Annotated in this window: 28 protein-coding genes and 2 pseudogenes; 3 read left to right on the top strand and 27 right to left on the bottom strand. The window is 37.0% G+C overall.

Annotated features, from left to right (window positions below; all coding sequences use genetic code 11):
- Positions 1-29 precede the first annotated feature (29 nt).
- From ACWYN3_RS03065 to ACWYN3_RS03035, 7 genes and pseudogenes are all read right to left on the bottom strand, one after another.
- Positions 30-1,445 carry a TonB-dependent receptor gene (locus ACWYN3_RS03065; RefSeq protein ID WP_456219812.1) on the bottom strand — a complete coding sequence of 472 codons (1,416 nt, stop codon included), beginning with the start codon at positions 1,443-1,445 and terminating at the stop codon, positions 30-32.
- Positions 1,446-1,491: 46 nt separating this feature from the next.
- A complete protein-coding gene (locus ACWYN3_RS03060; RefSeq protein WP_456219811.1) occupies positions 1,492-2,889 on the bottom strand; it encodes an undecaprenyl-phosphate glucose phosphotransferase in 1,398 nt (465 codons plus the stop codon).
- 327 nt (positions 2,890-3,216) lie between these two features.
- Positions 3,217-4,079, bottom strand: a pseudogene (rfbA, locus tag ACWYN3_RS03055) (glucose-1-phosphate thymidylyltransferase RfbA).
- A gap of 3 nt (positions 4,080-4,082) precedes the next feature.
- A complete protein-coding gene (locus tag ACWYN3_RS03050) occupies positions 4,083-4,502 on the bottom strand; it encodes an SDR family oxidoreductase (protein WP_456222861.1) in 420 nt (139 codons plus the stop codon).
- On the bottom strand, positions 4,492-4,956 hold the full coding sequence (locus ACWYN3_RS03045; protein ID WP_456219810.1) for an SDR family oxidoreductase: 465 nt from the start codon (positions 4,954-4,956) through the stop codon (positions 4,492-4,494). Before ACWYN3_RS03045 ends, ACWYN3_RS03050 begins: the two co-directional genes overlap by 11 nt.
- Positions 4,957-6,014, bottom strand: a pseudogene (rfbB, locus tag ACWYN3_RS03040) (dTDP-glucose 4,6-dehydratase).
- Positions 6,015-6,052: 38 nt separating this feature from the next.
- On the bottom strand, positions 6,053-6,961 hold the full coding sequence (locus ACWYN3_RS03035) for a nucleotidyltransferase family protein (protein WP_456219809.1): 909 nt from the start codon (positions 6,959-6,961) through the stop codon (positions 6,053-6,055).
- A 406-nt stretch (positions 6,962-7,367) separates the two neighbouring features.
- On the opposite strand from ACWYN3_RS03035, the gene ACWYN3_RS03030 reads away from it, so the two are divergent.
- Genes ACWYN3_RS03030 through ACWYN3_RS03020 form a run of 3 tightly spaced genes read left to right on the top strand, consistent with a single transcriptional unit; the run spans position 7,368 to position 10,047 of the window.
- Entirely contained in the window at positions 7,368-8,090 is a 723-nt protein-coding gene (locus ACWYN3_RS03030; protein WP_456219808.1) for a mannose-1-phosphate guanylyltransferase, read from the top strand.
- A gap of 42 nt (positions 8,091-8,132) precedes the next feature.
- Positions 8,133-8,450, top strand: a complete 318-nt coding sequence (locus tag ACWYN3_RS03025) for a hypothetical protein (RefSeq protein ID WP_456219807.1) — start codon at positions 8,133-8,135, stop codon at positions 8,448-8,450.
- A gap of 34 nt (positions 8,451-8,484) precedes the next feature.
- Positions 8,485-10,047 carry a capsule assembly Wzi family protein gene (locus ACWYN3_RS03020; protein ID WP_456219806.1) on the top strand — a complete coding sequence of 521 codons (1,563 nt, stop codon included), beginning with the start codon at positions 8,485-8,487 and terminating at the stop codon, positions 10,045-10,047.
- A 2-nt stretch (positions 10,048-10,049) separates the two neighbouring features.
- Here the strand turns inward: ACWYN3_RS03020 and ACWYN3_RS03015 are convergent, their stop codons facing one another.
- The 20 genes from ACWYN3_RS03015 to ACWYN3_RS02920 form a co-directional block, all read right to left on the bottom strand.
- The gene (locus ACWYN3_RS03015) at positions 10,050-11,096 is read right to left on the bottom strand and encodes a DUF1972 domain-containing protein (RefSeq protein ID WP_456219805.1); all 1,047 of its coding nucleotides are present in this window, start codon (positions 11,094-11,096) and stop codon (positions 10,050-10,052) included.
- A 63-nt stretch (positions 11,097-11,159) separates the two neighbouring features.
- A complete protein-coding gene (locus tag ACWYN3_RS03010) occupies positions 11,160-11,510 on the bottom strand; it encodes a glycosyltransferase (protein ID WP_456222860.1) in 351 nt (116 codons plus the stop codon).
- A gap of 23 nt (positions 11,511-11,533) precedes the next feature.
- Positions 11,534-12,286, bottom strand: coding sequence for a glycosyltransferase (locus ACWYN3_RS03005; RefSeq protein ID WP_456219804.1), 753 nt, complete (start codon positions 12,284-12,286; stop codon positions 11,534-11,536).
- Positions 12,286-12,681 (bottom strand): hypothetical protein, encoded by a 396-nt coding sequence (locus tag ACWYN3_RS03000; protein WP_456219803.1) that lies wholly within the window; start codon positions 12,679-12,681, stop codon positions 12,286-12,288. Before ACWYN3_RS03000 ends, ACWYN3_RS03005 begins: the two co-directional genes overlap by 1 nt.
- Positions 12,682-12,783: 102 nt before the next feature.
- The gene (locus ACWYN3_RS02995) at positions 12,784-13,398 is read right to left on the bottom strand and encodes a hypothetical protein (RefSeq protein ID WP_456219802.1); all 615 of its coding nucleotides are present in this window, start codon (positions 13,396-13,398) and stop codon (positions 12,784-12,786) included.
- A gap of 131 nt (positions 13,399-13,529) precedes the next feature.
- Positions 13,530-14,078, bottom strand: coding sequence for a polysialyltransferase family glycosyltransferase (locus ACWYN3_RS02990; RefSeq protein WP_456219801.1), 549 nt, complete (start codon positions 14,076-14,078; stop codon positions 13,530-13,532).
- Positions 14,026-14,481 carry a polysialyltransferase family glycosyltransferase gene (locus tag ACWYN3_RS02985; RefSeq protein WP_456219800.1) on the bottom strand — a complete coding sequence of 152 codons (456 nt, stop codon included), beginning with the start codon at positions 14,479-14,481 and terminating at the stop codon, positions 14,026-14,028. The genes ACWYN3_RS02990 and ACWYN3_RS02985 overlap by 53 nt, the downstream gene beginning before the upstream one ends.
- The gene (locus ACWYN3_RS02980; RefSeq protein WP_456219799.1) at positions 14,438-15,685 is read right to left on the bottom strand and encodes a hypothetical protein; all 1,248 of its coding nucleotides are present in this window, start codon (positions 15,683-15,685) and stop codon (positions 14,438-14,440) included. Before ACWYN3_RS02980 ends, ACWYN3_RS02985 begins: the two co-directional genes overlap by 44 nt.
- Positions 15,669-15,896 carry a hypothetical protein gene (locus tag ACWYN3_RS02975; RefSeq protein ID WP_456219798.1) on the bottom strand — a complete coding sequence of 76 codons (228 nt, stop codon included), beginning with the start codon at positions 15,894-15,896 and terminating at the stop codon, positions 15,669-15,671. The genes ACWYN3_RS02980 and ACWYN3_RS02975 overlap by 17 nt, the downstream gene beginning before the upstream one ends.
- Positions 15,897-15,990: 94 nt before the next feature.
- Entirely contained in the window at positions 15,991-16,575 is a 585-nt protein-coding gene (locus ACWYN3_RS02970) for a hypothetical protein (protein WP_456219797.1), read from the bottom strand.
- The gene (locus tag ACWYN3_RS02965) at positions 16,538-16,906 is read right to left on the bottom strand and encodes a hypothetical protein (protein ID WP_456219796.1); all 369 of its coding nucleotides are present in this window, start codon (positions 16,904-16,906) and stop codon (positions 16,538-16,540) included. The genes ACWYN3_RS02970 and ACWYN3_RS02965 overlap by 38 nt, the downstream gene beginning before the upstream one ends.
- Positions 16,903-17,535, bottom strand: coding sequence for an HAD family hydrolase (locus ACWYN3_RS02960; RefSeq protein ID WP_456219795.1), 633 nt, complete (start codon positions 17,533-17,535; stop codon positions 16,903-16,905). Before ACWYN3_RS02960 ends, ACWYN3_RS02965 begins: the two co-directional genes overlap by 4 nt.
- A gap of 27 nt (positions 17,536-17,562) precedes the next feature.
- Positions 17,563-18,084 (bottom strand): cytidylyltransferase domain-containing protein, encoded by a 522-nt coding sequence (locus ACWYN3_RS02955; protein WP_456219794.1) that lies wholly within the window; start codon positions 18,082-18,084, stop codon positions 17,563-17,565.
- Positions 18,051-18,257, bottom strand: a complete 207-nt coding sequence (locus ACWYN3_RS02950) for a cytidylyltransferase domain-containing protein (RefSeq protein WP_456219793.1) — start codon at positions 18,255-18,257, stop codon at positions 18,051-18,053. Before ACWYN3_RS02950 ends, ACWYN3_RS02955 begins: the two co-directional genes overlap by 34 nt.
- Positions 18,257-18,574 (bottom strand): hypothetical protein, encoded by a 318-nt coding sequence (locus ACWYN3_RS02945; protein ID WP_456219792.1) that lies wholly within the window; start codon positions 18,572-18,574, stop codon positions 18,257-18,259. Before ACWYN3_RS02945 ends, ACWYN3_RS02950 begins: the two co-directional genes overlap by 1 nt.
- On the bottom strand, positions 18,543-19,799 hold the full coding sequence (locus ACWYN3_RS02940) for an aldolase catalytic domain-containing protein (RefSeq protein ID WP_456219791.1): 1,257 nt from the start codon (positions 19,797-19,799) through the stop codon (positions 18,543-18,545). The genes ACWYN3_RS02945 and ACWYN3_RS02940 overlap by 32 nt, the downstream gene beginning before the upstream one ends.
- Before the next feature lie 2 nt (positions 19,800-19,801).
- Positions 19,802-20,908, bottom strand: coding sequence for a polysaccharide biosynthesis tyrosine autokinase (locus tag ACWYN3_RS02935; protein ID WP_456219790.1), 1,107 nt, complete (start codon positions 20,906-20,908; stop codon positions 19,802-19,804).
- Between the two features lie 158 nt (positions 20,909-21,066).
- A complete protein-coding gene (locus ACWYN3_RS02930) occupies positions 21,067-22,035 on the bottom strand; it encodes a hypothetical protein (RefSeq protein ID WP_456219789.1) in 969 nt (322 codons plus the stop codon).
- Positions 22,036-22,192: 157 nt separating this feature from the next.
- Positions 22,193-22,537: a polysaccharide biosynthesis/export family protein gene (locus ACWYN3_RS02925; protein ID WP_456219788.1), complete on the bottom strand. Its 345-nt coding sequence runs from the start codon at positions 22,535-22,537 to the stop codon at positions 22,193-22,195.
- A complete protein-coding gene (locus tag ACWYN3_RS02920) occupies positions 22,534-23,004 on the bottom strand; it encodes a polysaccharide biosynthesis/export family protein (RefSeq protein ID WP_456219787.1) in 471 nt (156 codons plus the stop codon). Before ACWYN3_RS02920 ends, ACWYN3_RS02925 begins: the two co-directional genes overlap by 4 nt.
- Positions 23,005-23,104 lie beyond the last annotated feature (100 nt).

The raw sequence follows: 23,104 nt of genomic DNA, 5'->3' as shown, positions 1-23,104 counted from the left end.
GCTTAATCTCTGTAATATTTCCTTCTGTGTCATAACTTTTTTTGAAAATTTCCAGGGCCCAGCAAAGAAAAACTGCTTAGCCTAAGCCCATAAATAAACTTTAGTTTTTCACTGGCTGTCCATTCGTCTGTAACATAGGCTGCAAGCTCTACTCCTTTTCTGTTTTGATAAGTAACCGGGTTCACACTGGATGATCCGGTCGAGGTCATTGTCCCTGGAGCGATAGTATGATGAACCCCATTCAGTCCAAACTTAAGTTTATGCTGATTACTGATACTGTATTCAAAATCCTGTTTTAAGTTAAAGTCCCTGATAAAAGAGTTGACTTCAAAATTCGAGTCATCCATTGAATTATTGATGACGTAACTATACTTACTGTAAATCAGCGAGGTATTAGAAAATAACCGGTTACTGTATAAGTGATTCCATCTTAAGGTTACAGTTGTATTCCCCCAGTCAAAACCAAAGAGTTTAACCAGGTTCAACTTATCTCTGCCAAAGTAACCAGATAGGAAAAAGGTGTTTTTATCATCCACTTTATAATTTGCCTTAGCATTCAGATCATAAAAATACAGCGTGTTTTTATTGACAGATGGATTAGGGGATAGTTTAAAAAATGCATCCATATAAGTTCTCCTGGCACTAATCATAAATGAACCTTTATCTTTCACAATAGGGCCCTCTACTTTCAGTCTCGAAGCAATCAAACCGATACCACCTTCAACTGTATTTTCTTTACGATTTCCATCGTTCATTTTAATATCCAGAACAGAAGAAAGTCTTCCTCCATATTGCGCAGGCATCCCCTCTTTATAAACCGTTACATCTTTAATTGCATCAGAGTTAAAAGTTGAGAAGAAACCTAATAAATGCGATGCATTGTAAACGGGCGCTTCATCCAGCAGAATCAAATTCTGGTCAGTTGAACCTCCCCTGATATAAAAACCGCTATTGCCTTCTCCTGCCAGCTTAATACCAGGCAATAATTGCAGGGCTTTCATCACATCACGTTCTCCTAATAAAACGGGCAGGTTATTGATTTCACTGATATTGATCTTTTGTAACCCCATTTGCGGATTGTTTACATTATCACTGCTTTTTATTCCGGAAATAACCACTTCATCTAATTGATTACCGGCTTCCAGCACAAAATTAAGACGGGTATTTTTTGATAGGATGATATTTTGGGTTATCGTTTTATAACCAATAAAACTGACTGAAATATCATGTGGTCCTTCGTCAGCACTAAGTGCATAAAAGCCATAGCTATTTGTCATAGCTATGGCTTTTGAACCAGTCGTTAATTTAACACTGGCACCAATTAATGTCTCTCCGGTTTTAGAATCGGTTACATTTCCGATGATTGTTCTTTTGATCTGAGCAAAGGTAAAATGGAATTGAGCGATCAGTAGAAACAGTAGTAAAACTCTATAGGTATATCGCATAAATCCAATTGACGATGTGCATTATATGAACAGTATGGGCATGATATTAATAAGCGTTATCTTCTCCGTGAAGCACATTGATAATTGTCATAAACAAAATCTTTACGTCGAGCATAGCAGTCCAGTTTTCCAGATACCAGATATCGTGTTTAACCCGTTTTTCCATTGAACCAGCTTCTTTAGTCTCTCCACGGAAACCATTTACCTGCGCCCAACCAGTTATCCCCGGTTTCATAAAATGACGCACCATAAATTCACTGATAATGGCTCTGTATTGTTCGGTATGACTCAACATATGTGGTCTTGGCCCAACTACAGTCATACTTCCGGCAAACACATTAAAGAACTGCGGTAACTCATCGAGGCTTGTTTTCCTCAGGAACTTGCCAATTGGTGTAATACGGTCATCATTTTTAGTAGCCTGTTTTTTATCACTGCTGCTATTCATTCGCATACTTCTGAATTTCAAACACCAGAAAGGCTCATCATTTCTGCCGCTGCGCAATTGTTTAAATAATACAGGGCCTTTGCTCTGTATCTTAATCAGTAAAGCAATGATCGGATACAGCCAGCTTAGAATAAATAAAATCACTAATCCACTGAATATAATATCAAATGTTCGTTTCTTGAAACGGTTGCCCATCAATTCCAAAGGTTCGTTACGAAGGGTTATAATTGGAAATTCATCTCCCATATAACTCATTGTATAGGGCGCATCTAAAGAACCGGCAATATCGGGAATGAATTTTAAGCGCAAACATTGTTTATCAGCTTCGCGAACCAGGGTATGCATCATTCCCATTCTTTCTGGCGGAACGGACACATATAAGTCCTTCACGCCACCAGCTGCTGCTGCTTTCATTTCAGCAATAGCAAATTCAGAAATCAGGCCGGTTTGATCGCTGTAAAAATCTTCATCGCATTCAGCTATAATCCCATAAAAATCAACATTATTCTGTTGAGTCAGATAGCTTGCCAGACGATTACCAGTAGGATTCCCTCCCATTACTGCCACCTTTTTGGTGACATGGAATTTGTTGATGAGCAGGAATTGAAGAGCTGTTCCAACAAAACGGTTTAGCACAAATGAAACCGCAAGTAGTAATAAATAAAATATGACAATAAATGTTTTGGAGAACTCTATGTTTTTCTCTAGTAGCAGATAAACTGAGAACAACACACAATGCATCAGAATACTTCTGAATGTGCTTCTGTAAATCCGCTCCAAACGCCTTGCACCATACTCTGTGTACATGCCAAATAACAGGGCATTAAAGACCCAGATTAAATTACAAATAACCACATAGTGATGAAGCAACTCATAAGAAACAAATTTTCCTAATAAAATGCTAATGTTAAATGCTGCAAAGTAAATCAGGTTAAGCATTAACAGGTCCGTGATAGGTAAAACATACCTCAATAGATATAAATAGCGTGTTTGCATAGGTAGATTGTATTTAGGATAAACGAATATAGCAAATAAGCGTCAATCGCAAAGTGTATTATCAAATATATTGCAAATTTTAACTGAAAAAAGTCATTTAATGTGAAATAATTATTAAATAATCAATAATTAGAAATTTTTAGCTAAAAAACAAGCCTCATTCTCCCTAAAGTTTTAAATAATTATTTGGCATTTCATTTAAGAATAAAAACGTAACAAAAACAAATACATTGCATAGTGAAACAGAAAAAATTATACATAAAAAAAAACCCCCACACCTTCGTATACGGGGGTTTTTCCTACGAAACAAATCGTAACATAAAATAACTACTTAATCAGCTTTAACAAATACTGACCGTACCCACTTTTAACCAGCGGCTTTGCTACGGCAGCAAGCTGCTCTGAATTTATAAAACCCATTCGGTAAGCTATTTCCTCTATCGCACCGATTTTTAAACCCTGACGCTCTTCAATTACCTGAACGAACTGTCCAGCCTGCATTAAAGAGTTGAACGTACCCGTATCCAACCAGGCTGTACCCCTGCTCAACACTCCAACCTTCAGTTTACCCTGCTCCAGGTAAACTTTATTCACATCGGTAATCTCATATTCCCCACGAGGAGAAGGCTTAATGTTTTTTGCAATTTCCACCACACTGTTATCATAAAAAACAACAACCCAGGAACTGCATAATCAGACTTTGGATTTTCAGGCTTTTCTTCAATTGATATTGCTTTTTTATCACTATCAAATTCCACCACGCCATAACGCTCAGGATCAGAAACCTGGTAAGCAAAGACCACCCCTCCATCAGGATCTGCACTTGCCTGCAATAATTTAGACATCCCCTCCCCGTAAAAAATATTATCACCCAATACAAGCGAAACCTTATCCTTACCAATAAAATCAGCCCCTATTACAAAAGCCTGAGCTAACCCGTTTGGCTCTTCCTGCACCGCATAAGAAAATTTACAACCCAGACTACTACCATCTCCTAATAATTTCTCAAAATTAGGCAAATCGTGAGGTGTAGAGATAATAAGTACCTCTTTGATGCCCGCCAGCATCAAAGTTGACAACGGATAATATATCATCGGCTTATCATAAACCGGCATCATTTGTTTACTCATTACAAGGGTTAATGGATGCAAACGCGTTCCGCTTCCCCCTGCCAGAATTATTCCTTTCATACGTTAATTTAAATTGCTGCTAAAAAAAGCTAATTGATTGACACATACCGTTAAACTATCCCTCCAATAAGGGATCTCCAAATCAAATGTTTCTTTGATTTTAGTTTTGTCCATCACAGAGAACTTTGGCCTCGTTGCCCTGGTAGGATATTTAGAAGTTGGAATCGGAAACAACTTCACATCAGTATCACTCAGATCGAAAATCCCCTGCGCAAAATCATACCAGGAAGTCACCCCTTCATTGCTATAATGATAAATACCATAATCAGTTTTTCCGGATTTAATAATAACCAGAATAGCTTTCGCCAGATCAATAGCATAGGTAGGTGTACCAATCTGATCTGCTATAATATTCAACTCATCTCTGTCTGCGCCTAACTTCAGCATAGTTTTCACAAAATTATTCCCATACTCAGAATACAGCCAGCTTGTACGGATAATAAAATGAGCAGGAAGAACAGCAGCAACAGCCCATCTCCCCTTCTAATTTAGTCAAACCATAAACATTTATCGGATCGGCAGCATCAGCCTCTCTCAACAAATCAACACTGTTACCAGCAAATACAAAATCGGTAGAGACATGAACCATCACCGCATTAAATTCCCGACATAGCAAAGCGATATTTTCTGCGCCTTTTTTATTAATCATTCCACAAAGCTCAATATCATCCTCTGCCTTATCTACAGCAGTATAAGCCGCACAGTTAATTACAAATTCAGGCTGCTCTGTTACAAATAAGTTTTTAAGCCCATCAAAATCCAATATATTCCCAGCATTTTCATCAGGAAAAGAAATAGAATTCAAACCTGCCTCAGCAGCCACTTTTTTGATGCAACTACCTAACTGACCGGAAGCACCTAATACTAATATTTCCATTTATCTTTCTGCGTATTGAGTTTCATAATAAGACTGATAGCTTGATGAAGTTACATCATTGAGCCATTGCTCATTTTCCAGATACCAGTCCACAGTTTGGCTAAACCTTCTTCAAACTGCAAACTAGGCACCCAGCCCAGCTTCTCCTGAAGTTTAGAAGAATCAATCGCATACCTCAGATCATGACCAGCACGATCAGTCACATAAGCAATCAATTGCTCAGAAGAACCAGCTGTACGCCCCAGTTTTTGATCCATGATTTTACAAAGCAATTTAATCAGATCAATATTTTTCCATTCGTTATGCCCACCAATATTATAAGTCTCACCAGCCTTTGCCCGATGAAAAATCACATCAATAGCACAGGCATGATCTTCAACCCAAAGCCAGTCACGCACATTTTCACCTTTACCATAAACAGGTACAGCTTTATTATTTTTAATATTATTGATAGCCAAAGGGATCAATTTTTCCGGAAAATGATGAGAACCATAATTATTTGAGCAATTTGAGATCACCACATCCAAACCATAGGTATCATGATAAGCACGCACAAAGTGATCAGAACTTGCTTTAGAAGCAGAGTAAGGACTACTATGCGGATCATAGGATGTATCTTCGGTAAACATACCTTCTTCACCCAGAGCACCATAAACCTCATCTGTAGAAACATGATAGAAGCGTTTATGATCATAATCACCTTTCCAATGCTCCTTTGCCGCATTCAGAAGATTAACAGTGCCAATGACATTCGTCATCACAAATTCCATAGGATTTGTTATCGAGCGATCAACATGAGACTCTGCCGCCAAATGAATCACGGCATCAAACTGATAAGTTCTGAACAAGTCTGATATAAAAACAGCATCCACAATATCACCTTTCACAAACTCATAATTCAACTCCTGCTCAACATCAATTAAGTTCAAAAGATTTCCGGCATAAGTTAATTTATCAAGGTTTACAATACTGTAATCTGGATAATTCTTAACAAACCTCCGTACTACATGAGAACCAATGAAGCCAGCGCCACCGGTAATTAAAATTCTTTTCTTCATTACAATAGATTTAAATAGTTGATTACCTTGATTATCAATCAATTCCACAAATTAGCAGGATAAAGACCCTCTTCGGTTAATTCCAGCAATTGTTCTTTCACAATCAGCGCATCCTCTTTAAAGGTCACACCAAACCACTTAGCCTCAGTCGGGATCATTTTAACCACACCTTTACCGGCATTAATCAACTGATCAGCAACCTCCGGAATCAAAAACTCTGCTTTTAGATTATTTATATTTATGCTCAGGAATTTAGCATACTCAGCCTCACTCCAATTTACAAATTCAGGAGTAAAACAAAAGAAATTCATACTCACTTTTGTATCCAGCGGCAACTCAATAACAGACGCACCGTTTTTCACAATTGCCTTACCATCTATTCTAGTAATTTCTTTACGCTCAGTGATCCCAACAATGTTACCTGATGGATCCACATTAATCTCACCACGAGTCACAGAACCATGATCACTTAAGCTATTTTTCAGCTCATATCCCACGCAGGCGTATTTTCCATCCGCCGCTTCTGTGGTCAGAAAATGATAAGCCTGCTTAAAAGCGTCGTAACCATAAAAATCATCTGCATTAATTACCGCAAAAGGAGCATCCAATACATCTTTAGTGCATAATAAAGCATGTTGTGTTCCAAATGGCTTTGTACGATCTGCAGGAATCTCTACCCCACCACTAAACTTATCCAAAGACTGGTAAACATAATCAAATTCAATCCTGCCTATAAGCTTAGGTTCAATGGATGCTTTAAAAGAGTCTGCAAACTCTTCGCGAATGATAAAGATCACTTTACCAAAGCCCGCTTTGATGGCATCAAAAATTGAATACTCCATAATAGTCTCTCCCGAGGGACCAAAAGATTCAATTTGCTTGTTACCACCGTACCGGCTCGCCATTCCGGCGGCCAAAATTACTAGTGAGGGTTTTAATTTAATCATAAATAGGGACGTTATAGGCACAAATATAATACTCTTAAACAATTCCCCTATTACCACAGCATTAAATTTTCATTTAAATATAATATTTTAATAAAAAAAAAGCGTTTTATTAAACAAGAAACACCATAAAAACATAATTATAATAACATAAAAATAAATACATTTGCAAGAATCCGGTAATCTAAAGGTTAAACAATCATTAATTCCTGAATTTTAGCACAGTTTATACATAATAATTCAATAATTTTAAAATTAACACACACATCTGCTCCTAAAGTAATTACCTGTGAAATTATACGCTTAAAAAAAACACTAAAGATACGATGCACAAGAAAAAAAAGAGACAAAATATCAATAAAATATAGATTTTCAACCATTTACAACCAAAAACATTTAACTAAGAACAATGAAGAATAACAATTTTGTATTAATAATGGCCGGCGGTGTTGGCAGCAGATTCTGGCCCAAAAGCCGCAACGCATACCCTAAACAGTTCCTGGACATCCTGGGAATAGGTAAATCACTACTCCAGTTAACTTACGATCGTTTTTTGAAATTATGCCCGGCTAAAAACATATATATCGTAACTAATAGTCAGTATAGTGATATCATTGTTAATCAACTAAAAGGAATTAGCTTAGAGCAGTTAATTTGCGAGCCAAGCAGGAATAACACAGCACCATGCATAGCCTACGCTTCATTTAAACTAAAATCTATAAATCCAGACGCAAACATAGTAGTTGCTCCTTCTGACCATTTCATTCTTCATGAAGATATTTTCATCGAAAAAATAAAGCAAGCATTAAACTATACAGAAAAACACGAAGCCCTGGTTACTTTAGGTATATCTCCGACCAGGCCAGATACTGGTTATGGTTACATAAAATACGACACCGACGAAAAAGAAGGCCTGCATAAAGTGATCCGGTTTACAGAAAAGCCTTCTCTTGATAAAGCAAAAGAATTCTTGTCAGCCGGCGATTATCTTTGGAATGCGGGTATTTTTATCTGGAAAGTCAGCTCTATTCTTAAAGGGTTAAAAGAACATGCTGAAGAGATATACACATTGTTTGACAGCGGAAATGGTGTGTACAACACTACTGACGAACAATCATTTATCAATGAATGAATTTACCCGAAATCCCCAAATATTTCTATTGATTATGCGATTATGGAACAAGCTGACAATGTTTACACTATACCTTCGGATTTTGGCTGGTCTGATCTTGGAACATGGGCTTCATTATACGAATCTGCCCCGAGAAATGACGATAATAATGTATTATCTGCAAAACAATTAAACATAAAAGATACTCAGAATAGCATTATTCATATCAATAATGATAAACTGGCTATCATCAGAGGGCTTGATAACTTCATTGTTGTAGACGAAGGGAATGCACTCCTGATTTATCCAAAAGATCAGGAACAGGAAATAAAAGAAGTGGTCAAAGAAATGAGTATAACTTTTGGAGAGACCTTTATATAAATCAGCTATACAACCGATTTCAATCCATCCTTTTATGAATTTCCTCAAAATAATCAATACCAAATCACTACTTATCCCTGCAATACTTTTCATTTCGACTATCGAAATAAAAGCCCAGACGCTGAGTAATATAAAGGCAGAAATAGAAACCCAGGCCATAGGAACGTCTAATGGTACAGTCCCATTCTGGATGCGCTCTAATCAATTCGGATCAGTTCCCTCGCCTGGTGCATCGGCTAGTTTTATCGGCAGACTTTATCGGGATTATGATATTCCCTCTGCCCCAGACAGCAATTCAAGAAAAAGAAAGCTGATAGACTGGGGATTTGGGTTTGAAGGAAGAGCAAATGCAGGCAAAGAATCCAGCCTCCAGCTTATAGAGGCTTATGCCAAAGTAAGAGCAGGTATCTTCCAATTTAAAGCCGGAAGAAGCAAAGATGTCATGGGCCTGAATGGCGATACATCTTTAAGCTCTGGTAATTTCTCCGTCTCAGGAAATGCATTAGGTATACCGAAAATAGAACTTTCCATCCCGGATTATTACAGAGTTCCCATCTTTGACGGTCTTTTTTCATTCAAAGGTAACTTTGTTCATGGCTGGGTAGGAAAAACAAGAATCCTGGATGTGATAGCAGGCACACCACCAAATCCAGCACTCTATTATATTAAAAATACCCATCCGGTTACCTATTTTCATCAAAAATCATTGTATGTACGCTTAGGTAAACAGGATTGGAAATTAAAACTTTACGGTGGATTTAATCACCAGGTATACTGGGGCAATGAGCAGGAAGCATTTGGTCCGAATTTCAAATTATCAACATTAAAATCATTCTTTTATGTAGCCACAGGAAAATCTTATGGATCAGCGGGTGTCCCGACTTCCAAAATAGGCAACCAGCTGGGCTCTATTGACGTAGGCGCAGAATATGATTTCAACAACCTGAAAGTGATGATTTACCGTCAAAGCTTTTATGATGTGGGTGCCCTATCCAAACTTGCAAACATCAGGGACGGCTTAAATGGCATTAGTATCGAGAATAAACATTACAACCCTAAGAACCGAGGGTTTGAATGGAAAAAGGTACTGTTTGAATTGTTCTATTCAAAAGATCAGGCTGGTTATCCATGGTCAACTCCAACAAAATCCGGTGATGAAGATTACTATAATAATTTCTACTATATGGAAGGTTGGTCTTATAAGGATATGGGTATCGGAAACCCTTTCATAACTACCAGAAATGACGCCAGAGCAGGTCAGGCCTACCGGTATGCCGATTATTTCATCAACAACAGGGTGGTTGCCTTTCATCTTGGACTTGCAGGAAGTTTGTATAACTGGACTTTTTCTTCTAAACTATCTTATTCTCAAAATTACGGTACTTTTGGAACCAGCATTTACGGCGGATCAACCGGCAAGATCAGGAATCCGCAAACGACCAATATCTTTGCAACTGTTCAACAGTTTTCTTTCTATCTGGAAAGTATGAAAGCATTGAACAAGGGCTATAGCGTTGGTTTTGCTACAGCCCTTGATCAGGGAAAACTTTTATATAATTCTTATGGGCTACAGTTAAAACTAAAGAAAACCCTATAAAATCAGCGGTTTATTACACCCTTAACGTCCAAAAAGTGCTGAGCGTATTGACTTACGATAATCTCCCAGTCATATATTTTCGTGATCTTATCTCTGTTATTTGCAATCATCAGTTGATATAGATCACGATCATAAACTACATTTAACAAATGTTGTTTAACCTCTTCTGCGGTCTGAAAATAGAGCGCATCTTTTTCTAAGATATACTTGTTAAACGGATTATCATTGGCACAAATCAAGCTGCTTGAGGCCATAGCCTCCAAAAGTGATGGATTTGTACCACCAACGGTATGACCATGAAAATAGATTTTCGAATAATGTCTTAAACTATTTAAAATATCAATGTTATAAATACCTCCTATAAACTGTATCTGAGGATAGGCTGCAAATTTTTCTTTCAAATAATTCCCGTAAGAAGTTTCGTGTTTACCAACCACTAAAAACGGAATTTCAAGATTAGCCATAGCTACACCATCAAGGATCACCTCGATACTGTTCTCAGGCTCCAGCCTTGCAATTAACATATTATAGGCATAGGGCCTCAGACCATAAGCCGAAAGCACACTGATATCCGGGCTCTCAAAGACTGTCGCTCCATAAGCTATAAATGTAGAGCTCTTTTGATATTTATCTTTTAGGTAGTCTTGAATCCCTATAGAATCTGATATCAAATGATCACTATATTTCACACCAAGACTTTCAGCATACCTCAAAAACTTCTTTACTTTTTCTGAATACTTTGTACGTTTCCATTCCAGCCCATCCATATTCGTGGTAACCACTGTCTTTTTAGGCAACAACCAACCCCATACAGAGCTGCTGGTATAACCTAATTGCAGGATAATATCACAATTCTGTTTTCTCACATCCAGAATACAGTTCAAATCATAGATAAACTGACCTGCAGTTCCGATTTTATCTTCAGGGTCATAACAATGCACTAATTTAACTCCGTTCCATTCCTTTTCCTGGTAAGGATGATTATGAGAATTGTAAACGACAACTTCAAACCCTCTTTTACTAACCCAAGTGCAAGGTATTCTGCACATTGTTCAAAACCACCATAATAGTTTGGTATACCCCTTGTCCCGATTATTGCTATGCGCATATATTTAATTCTGATCGTTTTTGCTAATGATATTATAAAAATTACTTGCTATAACTTCCCAGTTATATTTACTCGCTATTTCCTGCTTTATTTGTTCAAAAGGATAATTCTGATCCTCAAGTACAGCCTGTAACATGGTCTCAAATTCCACCTGATTATTGGGATCAAACAAGTACTTAAAGAAACCAAATTCTGACATTGCTGTCTGATTTGAACAGATCACCTTACATCCATTCATTGCTGCTTCTATAGGTGGTATACCAAAACCTTCTGCCAGCGATGGAAAAACAAAAACTTCTGCCTGATGATAAAAGGCATTAAGATCCGGCCAGCTTATTCCTTCAAGGAAATGGATATGATTTCGGGTATCATCCTGAATCAGTTTTTGTAATTCATTAAAAGCATCCTGTTCAATTTTCTCCTTTTTACTTCCTTTTTACTTCCGATAAAAACTAAGCTATACCCCTGGTCATATAGTTTCAATTTCAGGAAAGCAGTGAGTAGTCCAAGGTGATTTTTCCTGGGTTCGAAACGACTGACATATAAGATGTATTTACCAATACCGTATTTCTCTTTGATATCCACCCCAGGCTCAATACGCGGGCTTACCGTTACCGCATTAGGCGTAACATGAATATGCTGCTGATCAATCAGAAACCTTTTAGAAACATCTATCTTCGAATACTCTGAAACTGTGAGTACGATATCAGATCTTTTAGCAGAAACTAAAAAAAGCACCTTCCTGCTCATGCGGTAAGTCCATGGAAAATATTGCTTGAACTCTAAAAAAAGCAAATCATGGATCGTATTGATAAACTTACAGTTTTTAACAAAAGGTACTATGTATTGAAAATGAGCATAATCGTATTTCCCCTCCCTGATTAACCGGGGGTATTCTGTGAGCAGACGTTTCATTCTGGAAGCAGAATTTAACTTTACAAAGTTAAACCTGGGATCTGGGAATAGTGTTTTTAAATGATCAATATTATGTGCACATAAAAAGATTTCCAATCTTTCAAATTCTACCAATGCGGAATACAACCCATACATATAGGTTGCAGTGCCCTGAAAAGAATGATCAAAAATATGTGCATCCAATAGAATTTTAATTCTCTTTTGTATCAAACTCATTATTTATTATTTAAAGCTTTTTGTAGTCCTCTCAAAAAGTCAGGACCTTTTACTGAGGGCGTCAGATACGCTCCTTCCCCATTTTCATTCCAGGCATAAAGAATGCCTATTTTTTCGTTAGTAATACGTGTCGCATTTTTACCCATCCAGGTGATCATACCCGAAACAGATTTATACACTGATTTCTCAGAATAACCAACAAAATAAGGCGCTGTATCATATTTATTATTCGGCGCCGACCATGGTCTTGGATCCCAGTTCAGCGTTGACACAGGGATATAATTTAATGAACTTGTTTTTGCCACCCTGTTCCACATCCGCTTCTCGGCAGTCTGCATACTATCAATAGGAATCTGCTGTGTTGTTTTTTGAGGTAAAACCAGCACTATGCGCATTGTAACCAGTCAAAATATCAAAACCACAATCTTCTGCCTGGTTGATGCTCCGTTTATCACCGGACACACAAGCCGCAATAGTTACTCCGCTTAGTCCGCTAGCTATAGCTGCTGTTTTTTTAAAGATTGAAAAGCATCTTTTACTGCATCCACAGACCCCAGATTATCAACCAGACTCTGTACTGAGAATAAAATCAACAACGGTTTGCCATCAACTTTTAAATAACCAGCAGTATTAAATTGTCTGATCCATTCTGCCTGAACTGTATTCCAGTCATCTTTACCTATTTCAAATCCCTTATGGTTAGCAACCATTAGACAATACTGCATTTTGCCACCATATTCGGACTTCTGAAAAAATTTCAGTGCATTATTTAAAGGTTCTCCTTTGAACTTATTTTTTCCACTATAATACCAGCAGAAACTAAAAAAAGAAAGTCCCGCACCTGATGCTGCCAGAATCTGCTGATCAACAACCTTTTGTGAGCTTGTAATCCAACCCCACTTGGGTTTCCTGCTGGAAAAAGAATTCATGAGTTTTGGACTGATATGCTGTGCATATTTCCCCGTCCATCCATCAAAATAATAAGCACCCAATTTAATTTCACGTGACTGATTTCCCTGGGCATTTGCCTTAAAATCACCTGTAACAAGAATTATTGCAAACAATAAGCATGCAATACGCTCTCTAAATGGAAGAAATGATATTAATTTCATAAGCTGGTTGTATTATTTCATATACTATTCAAAAACAGTGTATTCATCACTAAAATATTTTCTGAGCTGGGCATAGATATAGGTAAATCTCTTCTTCTCTTTTCTAGCTAACAGACCAATCATTTTAGGTGTTAATAAAGAAATGCCTTTAACCCCGAAAAATTCATTCGCATAGATAATGTATTGGAATAAACACCCACAACTTCTTTAAACTTCCCACTCAGCAACATAGACTCGGCAGGAATGCCATAGTCTTCAAAAAACATAACCTGATCAGAGGTTAATTTACTCAGGGCCTCAATTTTTTCTGCGCATGATCGCGGATGGGGTTTAATGATCACACTTAGTTTTAAGTCATTACACCTGTGAACAAACTTTTCATACAAGTTCAGTTCTTCCTCCAGGGACATCACTTTATCTTCAGAAAGAGACTGACATAGTAATAACACATCTTTATCTTTAAAAGTATCTCCAGTAGCACTAATCTGATAAGCCTCTTTTAAAACTGACAAAAATTCGGTTTTAAGACCGGCCAGAGGGATATAACGATCGGGACTAACTTCTTCAACGCGACAAGACATAATTACCTTATTGAATAGGTGATAATAATTTTTATAGACGTAGTATTTAACTTTTGACTGTAAAAACAAATATCCTGCAATTCGTTTCAGTAAAACCATGAATTTTTTTTAATTCAGGAAGATAATCTAAGATACCGTCCTCCGATTTGATATAAATTTTACGATCCCCAAAAAGATCATAAATAATTTTAAATACTACAGTTTGCTCAGAGAAAACTAAAACAGTTTCTACTTTTTTAAAATACTCATGTTTTAAAGATTCGATTAAAAAATCAATATAAGCTGATGCAATGGCTGCTTTACTTTTGGAAAGTACAGACAACTGGCTCCATTCTACAATAAGCCTGATAGCTGTTTCTTCAGCATTGAGTATTTTTATAATTTCCGCGTATGATTTCGGAGAAGATTTCTCTATCACATATTGCGGATCAGTTATATTTTCTTTAAGAATATAGCTCTTAGCTAAAAGAGCTTGCCACGGACTTCCTACTATTATCAACATATAGATCTTTGTCTTTATTTAATGCTTCAATGGTTATTAGAATTAGCAATGATAATTCTACGTAATAGATTAAGGGTAAAAGGAATGACACTGCGAGATAAACCAAAATGATTACGGTTGATAATGAACCCTTCTTGTAATGAACCAGCGGAAAAGAGAGATAGACAAATACTGCCGTTAACAGGCCTAGCTCAATGATCACTGATAAGTATCCTGATTCAATAACCAGCGCATTATCAAAAAATGCAGCCGTATGAGCACCGACTTTCCCTAAACCAATTCCGTTCCCAATATTTTCCCATGCGATTTTAAATCCTCTATCCAGACTTTCAAAATGGCCTGCAGAACTTGTATCTTCTAAAGAGGTACTATTACTCCAGAAAGTATCAATCGTACCCAGCTCCATTTCCTGAATAGAAACAGGAACTATAAAAAACTGAATGATCACAATAAATACCAGGACGAGCAGGTACTTCACAGTCTTGCGGGTAAAGAAATTTAAATAAGGTATAACAAAGAAAAACAGATAGGTCGCAATTGTTGAGCGGGTAAATGTCAGGACAAGGCTTATCGTCAAAACCATATTCAGGGCTTTGCCAAATTTGGCACTAAACAGCTCTTTATATTTAAAAGATAAGACTAAGGCCAGAATTAAGTAGACACTGTAGGGGATTGGTGCAATGAATCCTCCTGCCCCACGCTGTAAAAGACCGTATCCAATATAGAAAGTGAAGTTTAGTTTTTCATCACTAAAAGTATTCACCGGGTAACCTGCATTCAGGTAGATGCTTTCTCCTAGAAACAACTGCTGGATGGTCGTAAAAATCGCCATCACAAAAGCGCCGATTATAAACCACTTCGCTATCCTTTCCCAATCGATCAGATCTGCCAGTTTATAAAGAGAAATTGTCATTAATATGGGCAGGAGATAAATCCGGTAACTATAAGCCGCCAGCACACCTATACTGTTAAAAATGAGATGCGCAGTTAGAAGAAAGATTGTACTCAAGAGTACAATTAGTTTCATGCCACTCATCTTAGGTCCTTTATGGGTAATGGCCAGTATAAATAAAGCAACAACGGCTAATTCTTTCCAAAGTACAATCAATGAAAAATACTTTCTCAAGTATCCGTTCACAATTAGAGAATGCCATGGAAGTAATAGCACAAGACTTAAGAATAACCTGTTAACCAATGCTCTCATCCGGTATTTTTTTAAATATGTAGATATAGGAATAGAGAGCGATTAATGACTCTGCGACCAGTAAGGATACGATCGAACTGTATCTCAGATAGCCCAGAAAATAACTGACAAGATTCAGGACAAGAACGATAATCAAACCATAAACAGTAAGTTTATTAAAGATCCCGCCACCTTCAAATGCCTGTAAAAAGGTAATGGTAAAAAAGGACATACACACAACACCTATCAAAGCTACCCCTACATTAAAATTGAATCTGATAATATCAGAGATCGGGGTGGTTTTAGGAACTATGATATGTATAATCTCATTTGAATAATTCAGGTAAACAATTAGAAATAGAACAAAACCCAGCGTTGCACTCAGATTTAAATACAATGATAACTTGAGTGAGTGCCTTTCTCCTGTCCAGCTTACAGAAATAAGGATAAACAGAGGTGATTAATATCGCCCTGCCCATGCTGAAGATATTATAAAACGTGAAGGCATAAGAAATCATACCCAGTGAAGTTTTATCTGTCAGAAAACCTACTAAAATAAGCCCTATCGAATTATATGCTCTGGCACAAAAACTTCCAGTGGTAAAAAGCATAGTTTCGTTGAACTGGCTTTTTGGCCAGGTCTTTTTGATTGCAACCAGTACCAGATTGGATTGAGTAGCCCATTTTAAGAAAAAGCCGGAAATTATAGCTGCAGCCAGTAAAGGACCAATTTTGGCAATACTTATAATATAGCTGTTACTTAAATCCAGCTTTTTCCAGATCAATAGGTAAAGAACCAGTAAAGCGATCCCATTTGTAGTTAAGTTGATGAGTGCCTGGCTGGAAATCTTACCTATTCCTTTTAAAATCCAATCACAGTAATACAGATAAATCAGTCCCCATAGAATCAAAAGGGGCAAAAGTAAAAGAGTCTTCAATAAAAAAGGAATATACAATGGAGAATAACACCCAGACTATAAAACCAATAAATCTGAAAGTACTCACCGTTCTGACCATTCCTTTGATAGCCGAAATATCCTTAAGTTTAATCAGTTCTTTTACGCCAAAATTCTGCGAACCAAAATCAATAACAGTCTGCCCGATAGAAGTTATAGTGATAAATAAGGAAAAATAGCCATAAGTACTGACCGAAAAATTCCTGGAAACAAGTAATACAATAACCAACGTACAGAATCTGTTTAAGGACTCAAATAAAACCGTCTTAAGGATACTTAATTTCATTTGTCAGAATTACAGGTAAACTGCTCAATATAATTTTCAGAAACAATCTTTAACTCCGTGTTATTATAACCCGCAAAAGAAATATCATTAAATGAAGCTGCATCAAAATCGTTGATAGAATCACCAATTAAAATCACATCTTTTTTATCATATTGATTATCCGCTAAAACAGCTTCAACTAATTGTTTTTTGGGTGTGGGCGAACCATTGATCGTTTTAAAAAAAGAGGAAAGATCTAATGAATCATTAATGATCCTAAGCTCTTTGCCATCAGATCCGGATACGATATGCATCTCGAATTTTTGCCAGTTATTCCTGATAAAAGAAACGCTGTCCTGAATTAATAAATTCTCATCCATTAATAAAGAAAGCATAATCTCAGAAAATTTGCCAGCCAACGCTAAAACTTCGTCGTCAGTAATGGATTCTTTTCTGATTTCCTCAAAGAAGTACCTGAACTTAACATACCTTGACAAACCCCCATTAGCCTCATGAAAGGCCATCAGCTGCTCAACCTGTTCTTTTGGATATTCAGCCAGTACCAGTTCAAACCCCTTTGATCTTATCGGCATGGAATCCATAATAACTCCATCAAAATCCCATAGCAAAACTTTATACTTTGATAGCATCTTCTTTTAATTTAGCTAATACCTCTGTTAAATCTTCAGGATTATCAAGGCAATTGATTCACTGGAAAGCTCAATCATCCGCACTTCATAATTCAACTCCAGAAACCTTAGAATTTCAATATCTTCCTCTGCTTCCAGTGTGGTTTTATTTTCAGTTGCGGCAAAGTCTTTTAGCGCATCGAAAGGAAAAGCATATACACAAACCTGTCTCCATCCTTTTACAAAATCCAATCCTTTATTACCAGGAACAGGACTTCTGGACATATACAAAAGCCTGCCATCAGGTCTGAAAACAACTTTAGGCACAGATTTACTTCTATACTGTCTTTCGTCAGTAATCGCACAGTATCCATTCAGGATCTCCCCCGGATGAGTATCCAACTGAGAAATTATTTTTGTAATATCATCTGGGTTGAACAGAGGCTCATCGCCCTGAACATTGATATAATAGTCAGCTTTCACAAGATTAGCCACTTCAGCGATCCGGTCTGTCCCAGTCAGACAGTTATCCGAAGTTAACAAGACCTGAATGCCAAAAAAAAACGACAATGATCAACAATCCGCTGATCTTCGGTAGCCACATAAACCAAACTCTTATCTACAGCTTTAATACATTGCTCATATGTCCGCTGTAACATACTCTTACCGTTGATAACGGTAAGAGGCTTTCCTGGAAATCTGGTTGATTGATACCGGGCGGGAATAACTACGATAAAATCCATTAGCATACTAAACTATAAATTGAACCGGACAGTAATGTTTTATACCTGGTTGGCGTTAAAGAAACCAATGCGATATTATAGGTCTGCTGGAAGATCTGGAATAAGAATTCATTCTCTTCAACCAGGCTTCTTTCCAACTGAGAAATTGAAGCCTCCTGATAACCATCAAATCCAACAATATAAATTTCTTCTGCTTTTAACTCAATTGCTGTTTGCAGAGCCAGAAGACTATGAGAATCTTTAAATTTATCTGTAAAAGAGATCTCCCCAAACTCAAAACACTGGTCATGGATCTGAGCAGGGATATAGGTTCCCATTTTTTTCTTGGGACGGAGGAAAAACACAAATCCCATTAAAATCTCCAAGATCGCTGAATACTTTTTCTAAACGGTGTCCTTCATTTCCAACCAGGCAATAAAACTGATCCGCCTGAACGTCCTTATAATGCAAGGCATTTTTTGAACTTGAATGTACAACAGCAATATCTTCTGTCTGGTTAATAAATTCAATGATTGCTTTAGCGTGCTCCACAGAATTAGGTCCACCACCCACAATCAGTACTTTACTATAAGTTTTTGCAGGTTTGAAAACTGGTAATTCTTCATTATCCTTAATATTATTCTTTTGATTCTGAAGGGCTCTCACCATACTATTCAATGAATAAACTCGGGTTGTGTACCAATCCATTACATCTTTTTGAGGCAATGAATTTGATCCTGAAATCATATAAGGCACATTAGTCCCCCATTCGTATTTTTTCAACAGTTTATCGAAACCATCAACTACATTTCCGATAGCATTAAAATCTATGTCCATGTTATATTTGGTATTTAAAACTGATAGTAACAATTCAGTCTTTAAATTCCCTGCTCCACGGCCCATTCCTAAAATTGTTGAATCCACGATATCCGCACCATAATCAATTGCAGTAAGAGAATTGATTAAAGCCATTTCAAGATTATTATGACCATGAAAACCAATTTTACAATCAGTTTTTGATCTGATCAGGTCCATCGTCTGCTTCACATCATCAGGAAAAACACCACCATAACTATCAACCATGTAAAAATAATCTGCCAGGCCATCCAGACCGCTTAGTTCTTCAATAAAGTTTCCATATTGTTTCCATTTGGACATATACATTACATTGAAGCCTACTTCGAAGCCGTATCTTTTAATTTCGGCAGCTAATTTCAATGCACGACCCAATTGCTGTGGATCCAGTGCAATTCTAACCATGTCTACAATACCAATAATTGGCTGCAATAAATCAGCAACATGCTCTACTCTGATATCCTTTTCATTAAAAATGATAACCAGCTTTTTATTGGTCAGACTTTTTAACTCCTGCAATTCATATACAGGAGAATAGAAGTATTTACCATAATAGTCTTTAATAGGAATACTCCTGTATCCAACCTCGATATAATCAACCGGCAGGCTGTTTAAAGAGTTAAGATAAGTATGGACCAGATTTTTATCAAAGTCCCAGTTTGTGTAATAACCACCGTCCCGTAAGGTACAATCAAGTATTTTAAACATAATTAATTAAGATTTGAACAACTTATTAAACCACTTTTTTTTTTATTATCCGGAGCGTCATAAGAGCCATAGCCGTAACCGTAGCCATAACCGTAGCCATAGCCGTAACCATGACCATCGATATCGTTTACAACGATCCCAATATTCTTCATCTTTTCATTCCTGCTTAAATCATCAATAATATTCAATTGCTGTTTAGAGGTGAAGTTTTGCCTAACCACATACATACACACATCCGCATGAACCGACATCAGCTGTGCATCAGCAACGATTCCAATTGGAGGGGCATCTATAATGATATAGTCAAACTGCTGTTTAAGTTCTTCTATCAATTCATTTGTCCGGTCATCCAGCAACATTTCGGCTGGATTTGGAGGAACAGGACCCGAACTTACTATGGATAAATTTTTATGAATACTTAAAGGCTTTATAATATCGTTAGCAGTTAAATTTGCATCGATAATGTAGTTGGTAAAACCAACATGATTGGAAATATCCAGTTTTGCAGATAATCCCGGTTTACGCAAATCCAGTTCCATCAGCAGGACTTTCTTATTCGATAATGCCAGAATATTTCCGAGGTTAATGGCCGCAAACGACTTTCCTTCACCAGACATACTCGAAGTAATCAGAATAACCTTTTCTTGTTTAGTCTTCATGTAAAAAGAAAGATTTGTTCTTAGCGCTCTGAACTGCTCAGAAACAGCAGACCTGGAGCTATTCGCAACCACAAGGTTACTGACTTCTTCGTTATGGCTAATCTCTCCGATTACCGGCACACTTGTTAACTTACTTATATCCCCCTTCGTCTGAACTTTATCATTTAAAATATCTTTCAGATATATGGTCGATACTGGTATCAATAACCCCATAAAAAGACCTACGACATAAATCATTGCTTTTTTAGGGTTAAAAGGCTTAACCTCAGATTTAGGCGGATCTATCGTTCTTGAATTCGAAATATTTGATGTTTTAGAAATCGCAGTTTCTTCACTTTTTTGCATCAAAAAGAGATAAAGCTCTTGCTTGATTTGTTGCTGACGAGCCAAATTCAGGTAATTACGTTCAATTTCAGGAACACCGCGAACCTGAGTTTCGGCCTTTTTCATCTGACTGCTTAACTTATCTCTGGTAATAGTAAAGGCATCTAATGTAGTAACCAGATTAGCCTCTATATCCGCTCTCGCATTAGCAATTTCTTTATCAATTAATATGATTGCCGGATTAGCCTCTGTAACTCCGATTAACCTTCTCGCTCTTTCGAGCGTTAAAGCATTAAATTTTTCACAGCACTGCTAAATACTAAATCAGCAGGAACTAAAGAACTAGGTAAAACCCTTTTGTTTTTTGAACCATCTTTGAGGTATTCCTGTAAACTTTTAAGAATGCTGATCTGAGTTTCCATTTTACTTAAATCACTAACATATTGACCCGTGGTTTGCACCAGCAATTTAGATTGCTCAGTCATATCAGCCAGATTATTCTTTTGTTTAAAGCCCTGAATGTTTCCTTCCAGATCTCCAAGTTCTTTCCCAATAAAACTTAAACGGTTCTGAATAAATTTAACTGTACTATCAGCAATTTCATTTTTGTCTTTTACATTTCCCTGAACATAACTTGTAATCAGCTGATTTAAAATGTCCTCTCCTTTTTTAGGAATCGGATGGTTCAGAGATACATCGACAATTGTAATTAGTTTATTTTTCACCTCAACGGTAAGGTCTTCCATGAAATCAGCAACTTTTGAATCAACAGAGGTGACGTTAACCCTGTATTTGCTATACAAATCTTTAATACCTGTATTTCTTGAAATCAAAATTATTCCGACACACGGGACTTTAAACGGTTTATCAAGACTAACCAGGGTATCTAACTTTTTAGAACTGATAGATACCTGATTATTCTTTAAAAGTTCGATATCTATATTAGTCTCCTTAATAGTGTCTTCAGCAGAAACTATTTTCACCATAACAGGAGATTTATAGAGTTCAGTATTTTTAACTCTTCCCTTTCTGTAATAGGTAACATTCAAAGACATATCTTCTACGACCTGCTCCATTAAATACCGGGTTCTTAAGATCTCTGCTTCATTATCTACTGTACTTTTGGCACCTAATAAACCACCTAGATCACCCAGTATATCACTACCGGCCATCAAACCACTACCTTTCTTTTCATCATTCACCAGCACTCTTGCTGATATTTTATAGCTTGGTGTTTTATATCTCGCATACAAAACAGATATAGTTACACAAATTACCAGAGAGAATAAAAATCAAATACCAATTATATAATAAGCGTGATAATATTTTCTTAATATCTAAAGGCTCGTCTTTATTTGATACTCTATTTTCAGTTTGATTGTTCATTGATTTAAACTAAGAGGTGATTAACTAAAGTCTTGAAAACAAGACAATTAAAACTGAGAGCGCAGTTCCAATAATTGCATAAGTCTGGGTTCTTGCCTGGTTTAAAGAAGCGGCTTTTCCCTTATTAGGCTCGACGTAAATCACATCGTTCTGTTTGAGATAATAAAATGGACTATTAAAAATCTGGGAAGAGTTTAAATTCAGGCGGACGAATTCCTTTTTACCGTTATTTTCCCGAATTAACAATACGTTTTCGCGCCTGCCGAAAATAGTCAGATCACCAGCCAGACCCAATGCATCCAGCACACTTACCCTTTCATTAGGCAGCACATAAGAAGCCGGCCTCCCGACCTCTCCTAAAACTGTCACTTTAAAATTAGCATAGCGAACCTGCACATTAGGATCCTTGTAGACCCACAGCAGCTTTTTTCTTTGATTAAATCCCTGGCCTGAAAGGTAGTCAGCCCACCGATTTTCACTTTACCTATGATAGATAAATCAATTTCTCCGTTTTTATCTACCAGAAATCCAGCAGTCGCAGGAGTCGCAGTAATCCCGGCAACCTGACCTGGAATACTACTTAAAGCTTGCGTACCAACTTGATTTACAACCATTGAAGTAGCAGGGTCAATAGTAAAAATAGAAATGGAAAGGATGTCATCAGGCTGAATAGCAGGCTCTGTGAAGACAGCTGTATTAGCTAATACAGACTTCTCCGTGGACGTAATGTCCTGAAAGTAAGGTACATTTTTCGTACTTGCACATGATGCGAAAAGTAAACCCAAAAACAATATTGCACTGTTTTTGATTTTACTGTTTTTAAAACTTCTTCTCATAGGTAGGTAAGGCGCTTTTTAACAGGTTTTAATTTTATAATTGTATTCGGGTTATTTTAATTTTCAGCTACATATTCTTTTCACCCATTTTGAATATATA

It is taken from the genome of Pedobacter sp. NJ-S-72, assembly GCF_053890575.1.
Note: the sequence above shows the minus strand (reverse complement) of the source record. Positions and strands in the feature narration are given on the sequence as shown.

What these genes read in the sequence shown, in the direction of transcription:
- ACWYN3_RS03065 (WP_456219812.1), bottom strand. Translation starts at nt 1,445, where the DNA reads ATGCGATATACCTATAGAGTTTTACTACTGTTTCTACTGATCGCTCAA.
- ACWYN3_RS03060 (WP_456219811.1), bottom strand. Translation starts at nt 2,889, where the DNA reads ATGCAAACACGCTATTTATATCTATTGAGGTATGTTTTACCTATCACG.
- ACWYN3_RS03045 (WP_456219810.1), bottom strand. Translation starts at nt 4,956, where the DNA reads ATGGAAATATTAGTATTAGGTGCTTCCGGTCAGTTAGGTAGTTGCATC.
- ACWYN3_RS03035 (WP_456219809.1), bottom strand. Translation starts at nt 6,961, where the DNA reads ATGATTAAATTAAAACCCTCACTAGTAATTTTGGCCGCCGGAATGGCG.
- ACWYN3_RS03030 (WP_456219808.1), top strand. Translation starts at nt 7,368, where the DNA reads ATGAAGAATAACAATTTTGTATTAATAATGGCCGGCGGTGTTGGCAGC.
- ACWYN3_RS03025 (WP_456219807.1), top strand. Translation starts at nt 8,133, where the DNA reads ATGGAACAAGCTGACAATGTTTACACTATACCTTCGGATTTTGGCTGG.
- ACWYN3_RS03020 (WP_456219806.1), top strand. Translation starts at nt 8,485, where the DNA reads ATGAATTTCCTCAAAATAATCAATACCAAATCACTACTTATCCCTGCA.
- ACWYN3_RS03015 (WP_456219805.1), bottom strand. Translation starts at nt 11,096, where the DNA reads ATGTGCAGAATACCTTGCACTTGGGTTAGTAAAAGAGGGTTTGAAGTT.
- ACWYN3_RS03005 (WP_456219804.1), bottom strand. Translation starts at nt 12,286, where the DNA reads ATGAGTTTGATACAAAAGAGAATTAAAATTCTATTGGATGCACATATT.
- ACWYN3_RS03000 (WP_456219803.1), bottom strand. Translation starts at nt 12,681, where the DNA reads ATGCGCATAGTGCTGGTTTTACCTCAAAAAACAACACAGCAGATTCCT.
- ACWYN3_RS02995 (WP_456219802.1), bottom strand. Translation starts at nt 13,398, where the DNA reads ATGAAATTAATATCATTTCTTCCATTTAGAGAGCGTATTGCATGCTTA.
- ACWYN3_RS02990 (WP_456219801.1), bottom strand. Translation starts at nt 14,078, where the DNA reads ATGGTTTTACTGAAACGAATTGCAGGATATTTGTTTTTACAGTCAAAA.
- ACWYN3_RS02985 (WP_456219800.1), bottom strand. Translation starts at nt 14,481, where the DNA reads ATGTTGATAATAGTAGGAAGTCCGTGGCAAGCTCTTTTAGCTAAGAGC.
- ACWYN3_RS02980 (WP_456219799.1), bottom strand. Translation starts at nt 15,685, where the DNA reads ATGAGAGCATTGGTTAACAGGTTATTCTTAAGTCTTGTGCTATTACTT.
- ACWYN3_RS02975 (WP_456219798.1), bottom strand. Translation starts at nt 15,896, where the DNA reads ATGTCCTTTTTTACCATTACCTTTTTACAGGCATTTGAAGGTGGCGGG.
- ACWYN3_RS02965 (WP_456219796.1), bottom strand. Translation starts at nt 16,906, where the DNA reads ATGAAATTAAGTATCCTTAAGACGGTTTTATTTGAGTCCTTAAACAGA.
- ACWYN3_RS02960 (WP_456219795.1), bottom strand. Translation starts at nt 17,535, where the DNA reads ATGCTATCAAAGTATAAAGTTTTGCTATGGGATTTTGATGGAGTTATT.
- ACWYN3_RS02950 (WP_456219793.1), bottom strand. Translation starts at nt 18,257, where the DNA reads ATGGATTTTATCGTAGTTATTCCCGCCCGGTATCAATCAACCAGATTT.
- ACWYN3_RS02945 (WP_456219792.1), bottom strand. Translation starts at nt 18,574, where the DNA reads ATGGGAACCTATATCCCTGCTCAGATCCATGACCAGTGTTTTGAGTTT.
- ACWYN3_RS02940 (WP_456219791.1), bottom strand. Translation starts at nt 19,799, where the DNA reads ATGTTTAAAATACTTGATTGTACCTTACGGGACGGTGGTTATTACACA.
- ACWYN3_RS02935 (WP_456219790.1), bottom strand. Translation starts at nt 20,908, where the DNA reads ATGAAAAAGGCCGAAACTCAGGTTCGCGGTGTTCCTGAAATTGAACGT.
- ACWYN3_RS02920 (WP_456219787.1), bottom strand. Translation starts at nt 23,004, where the DNA reads ATGAGAAGAAGTTTTAAAAACAGTAAAATCAAAAACAGTGCAATATTG.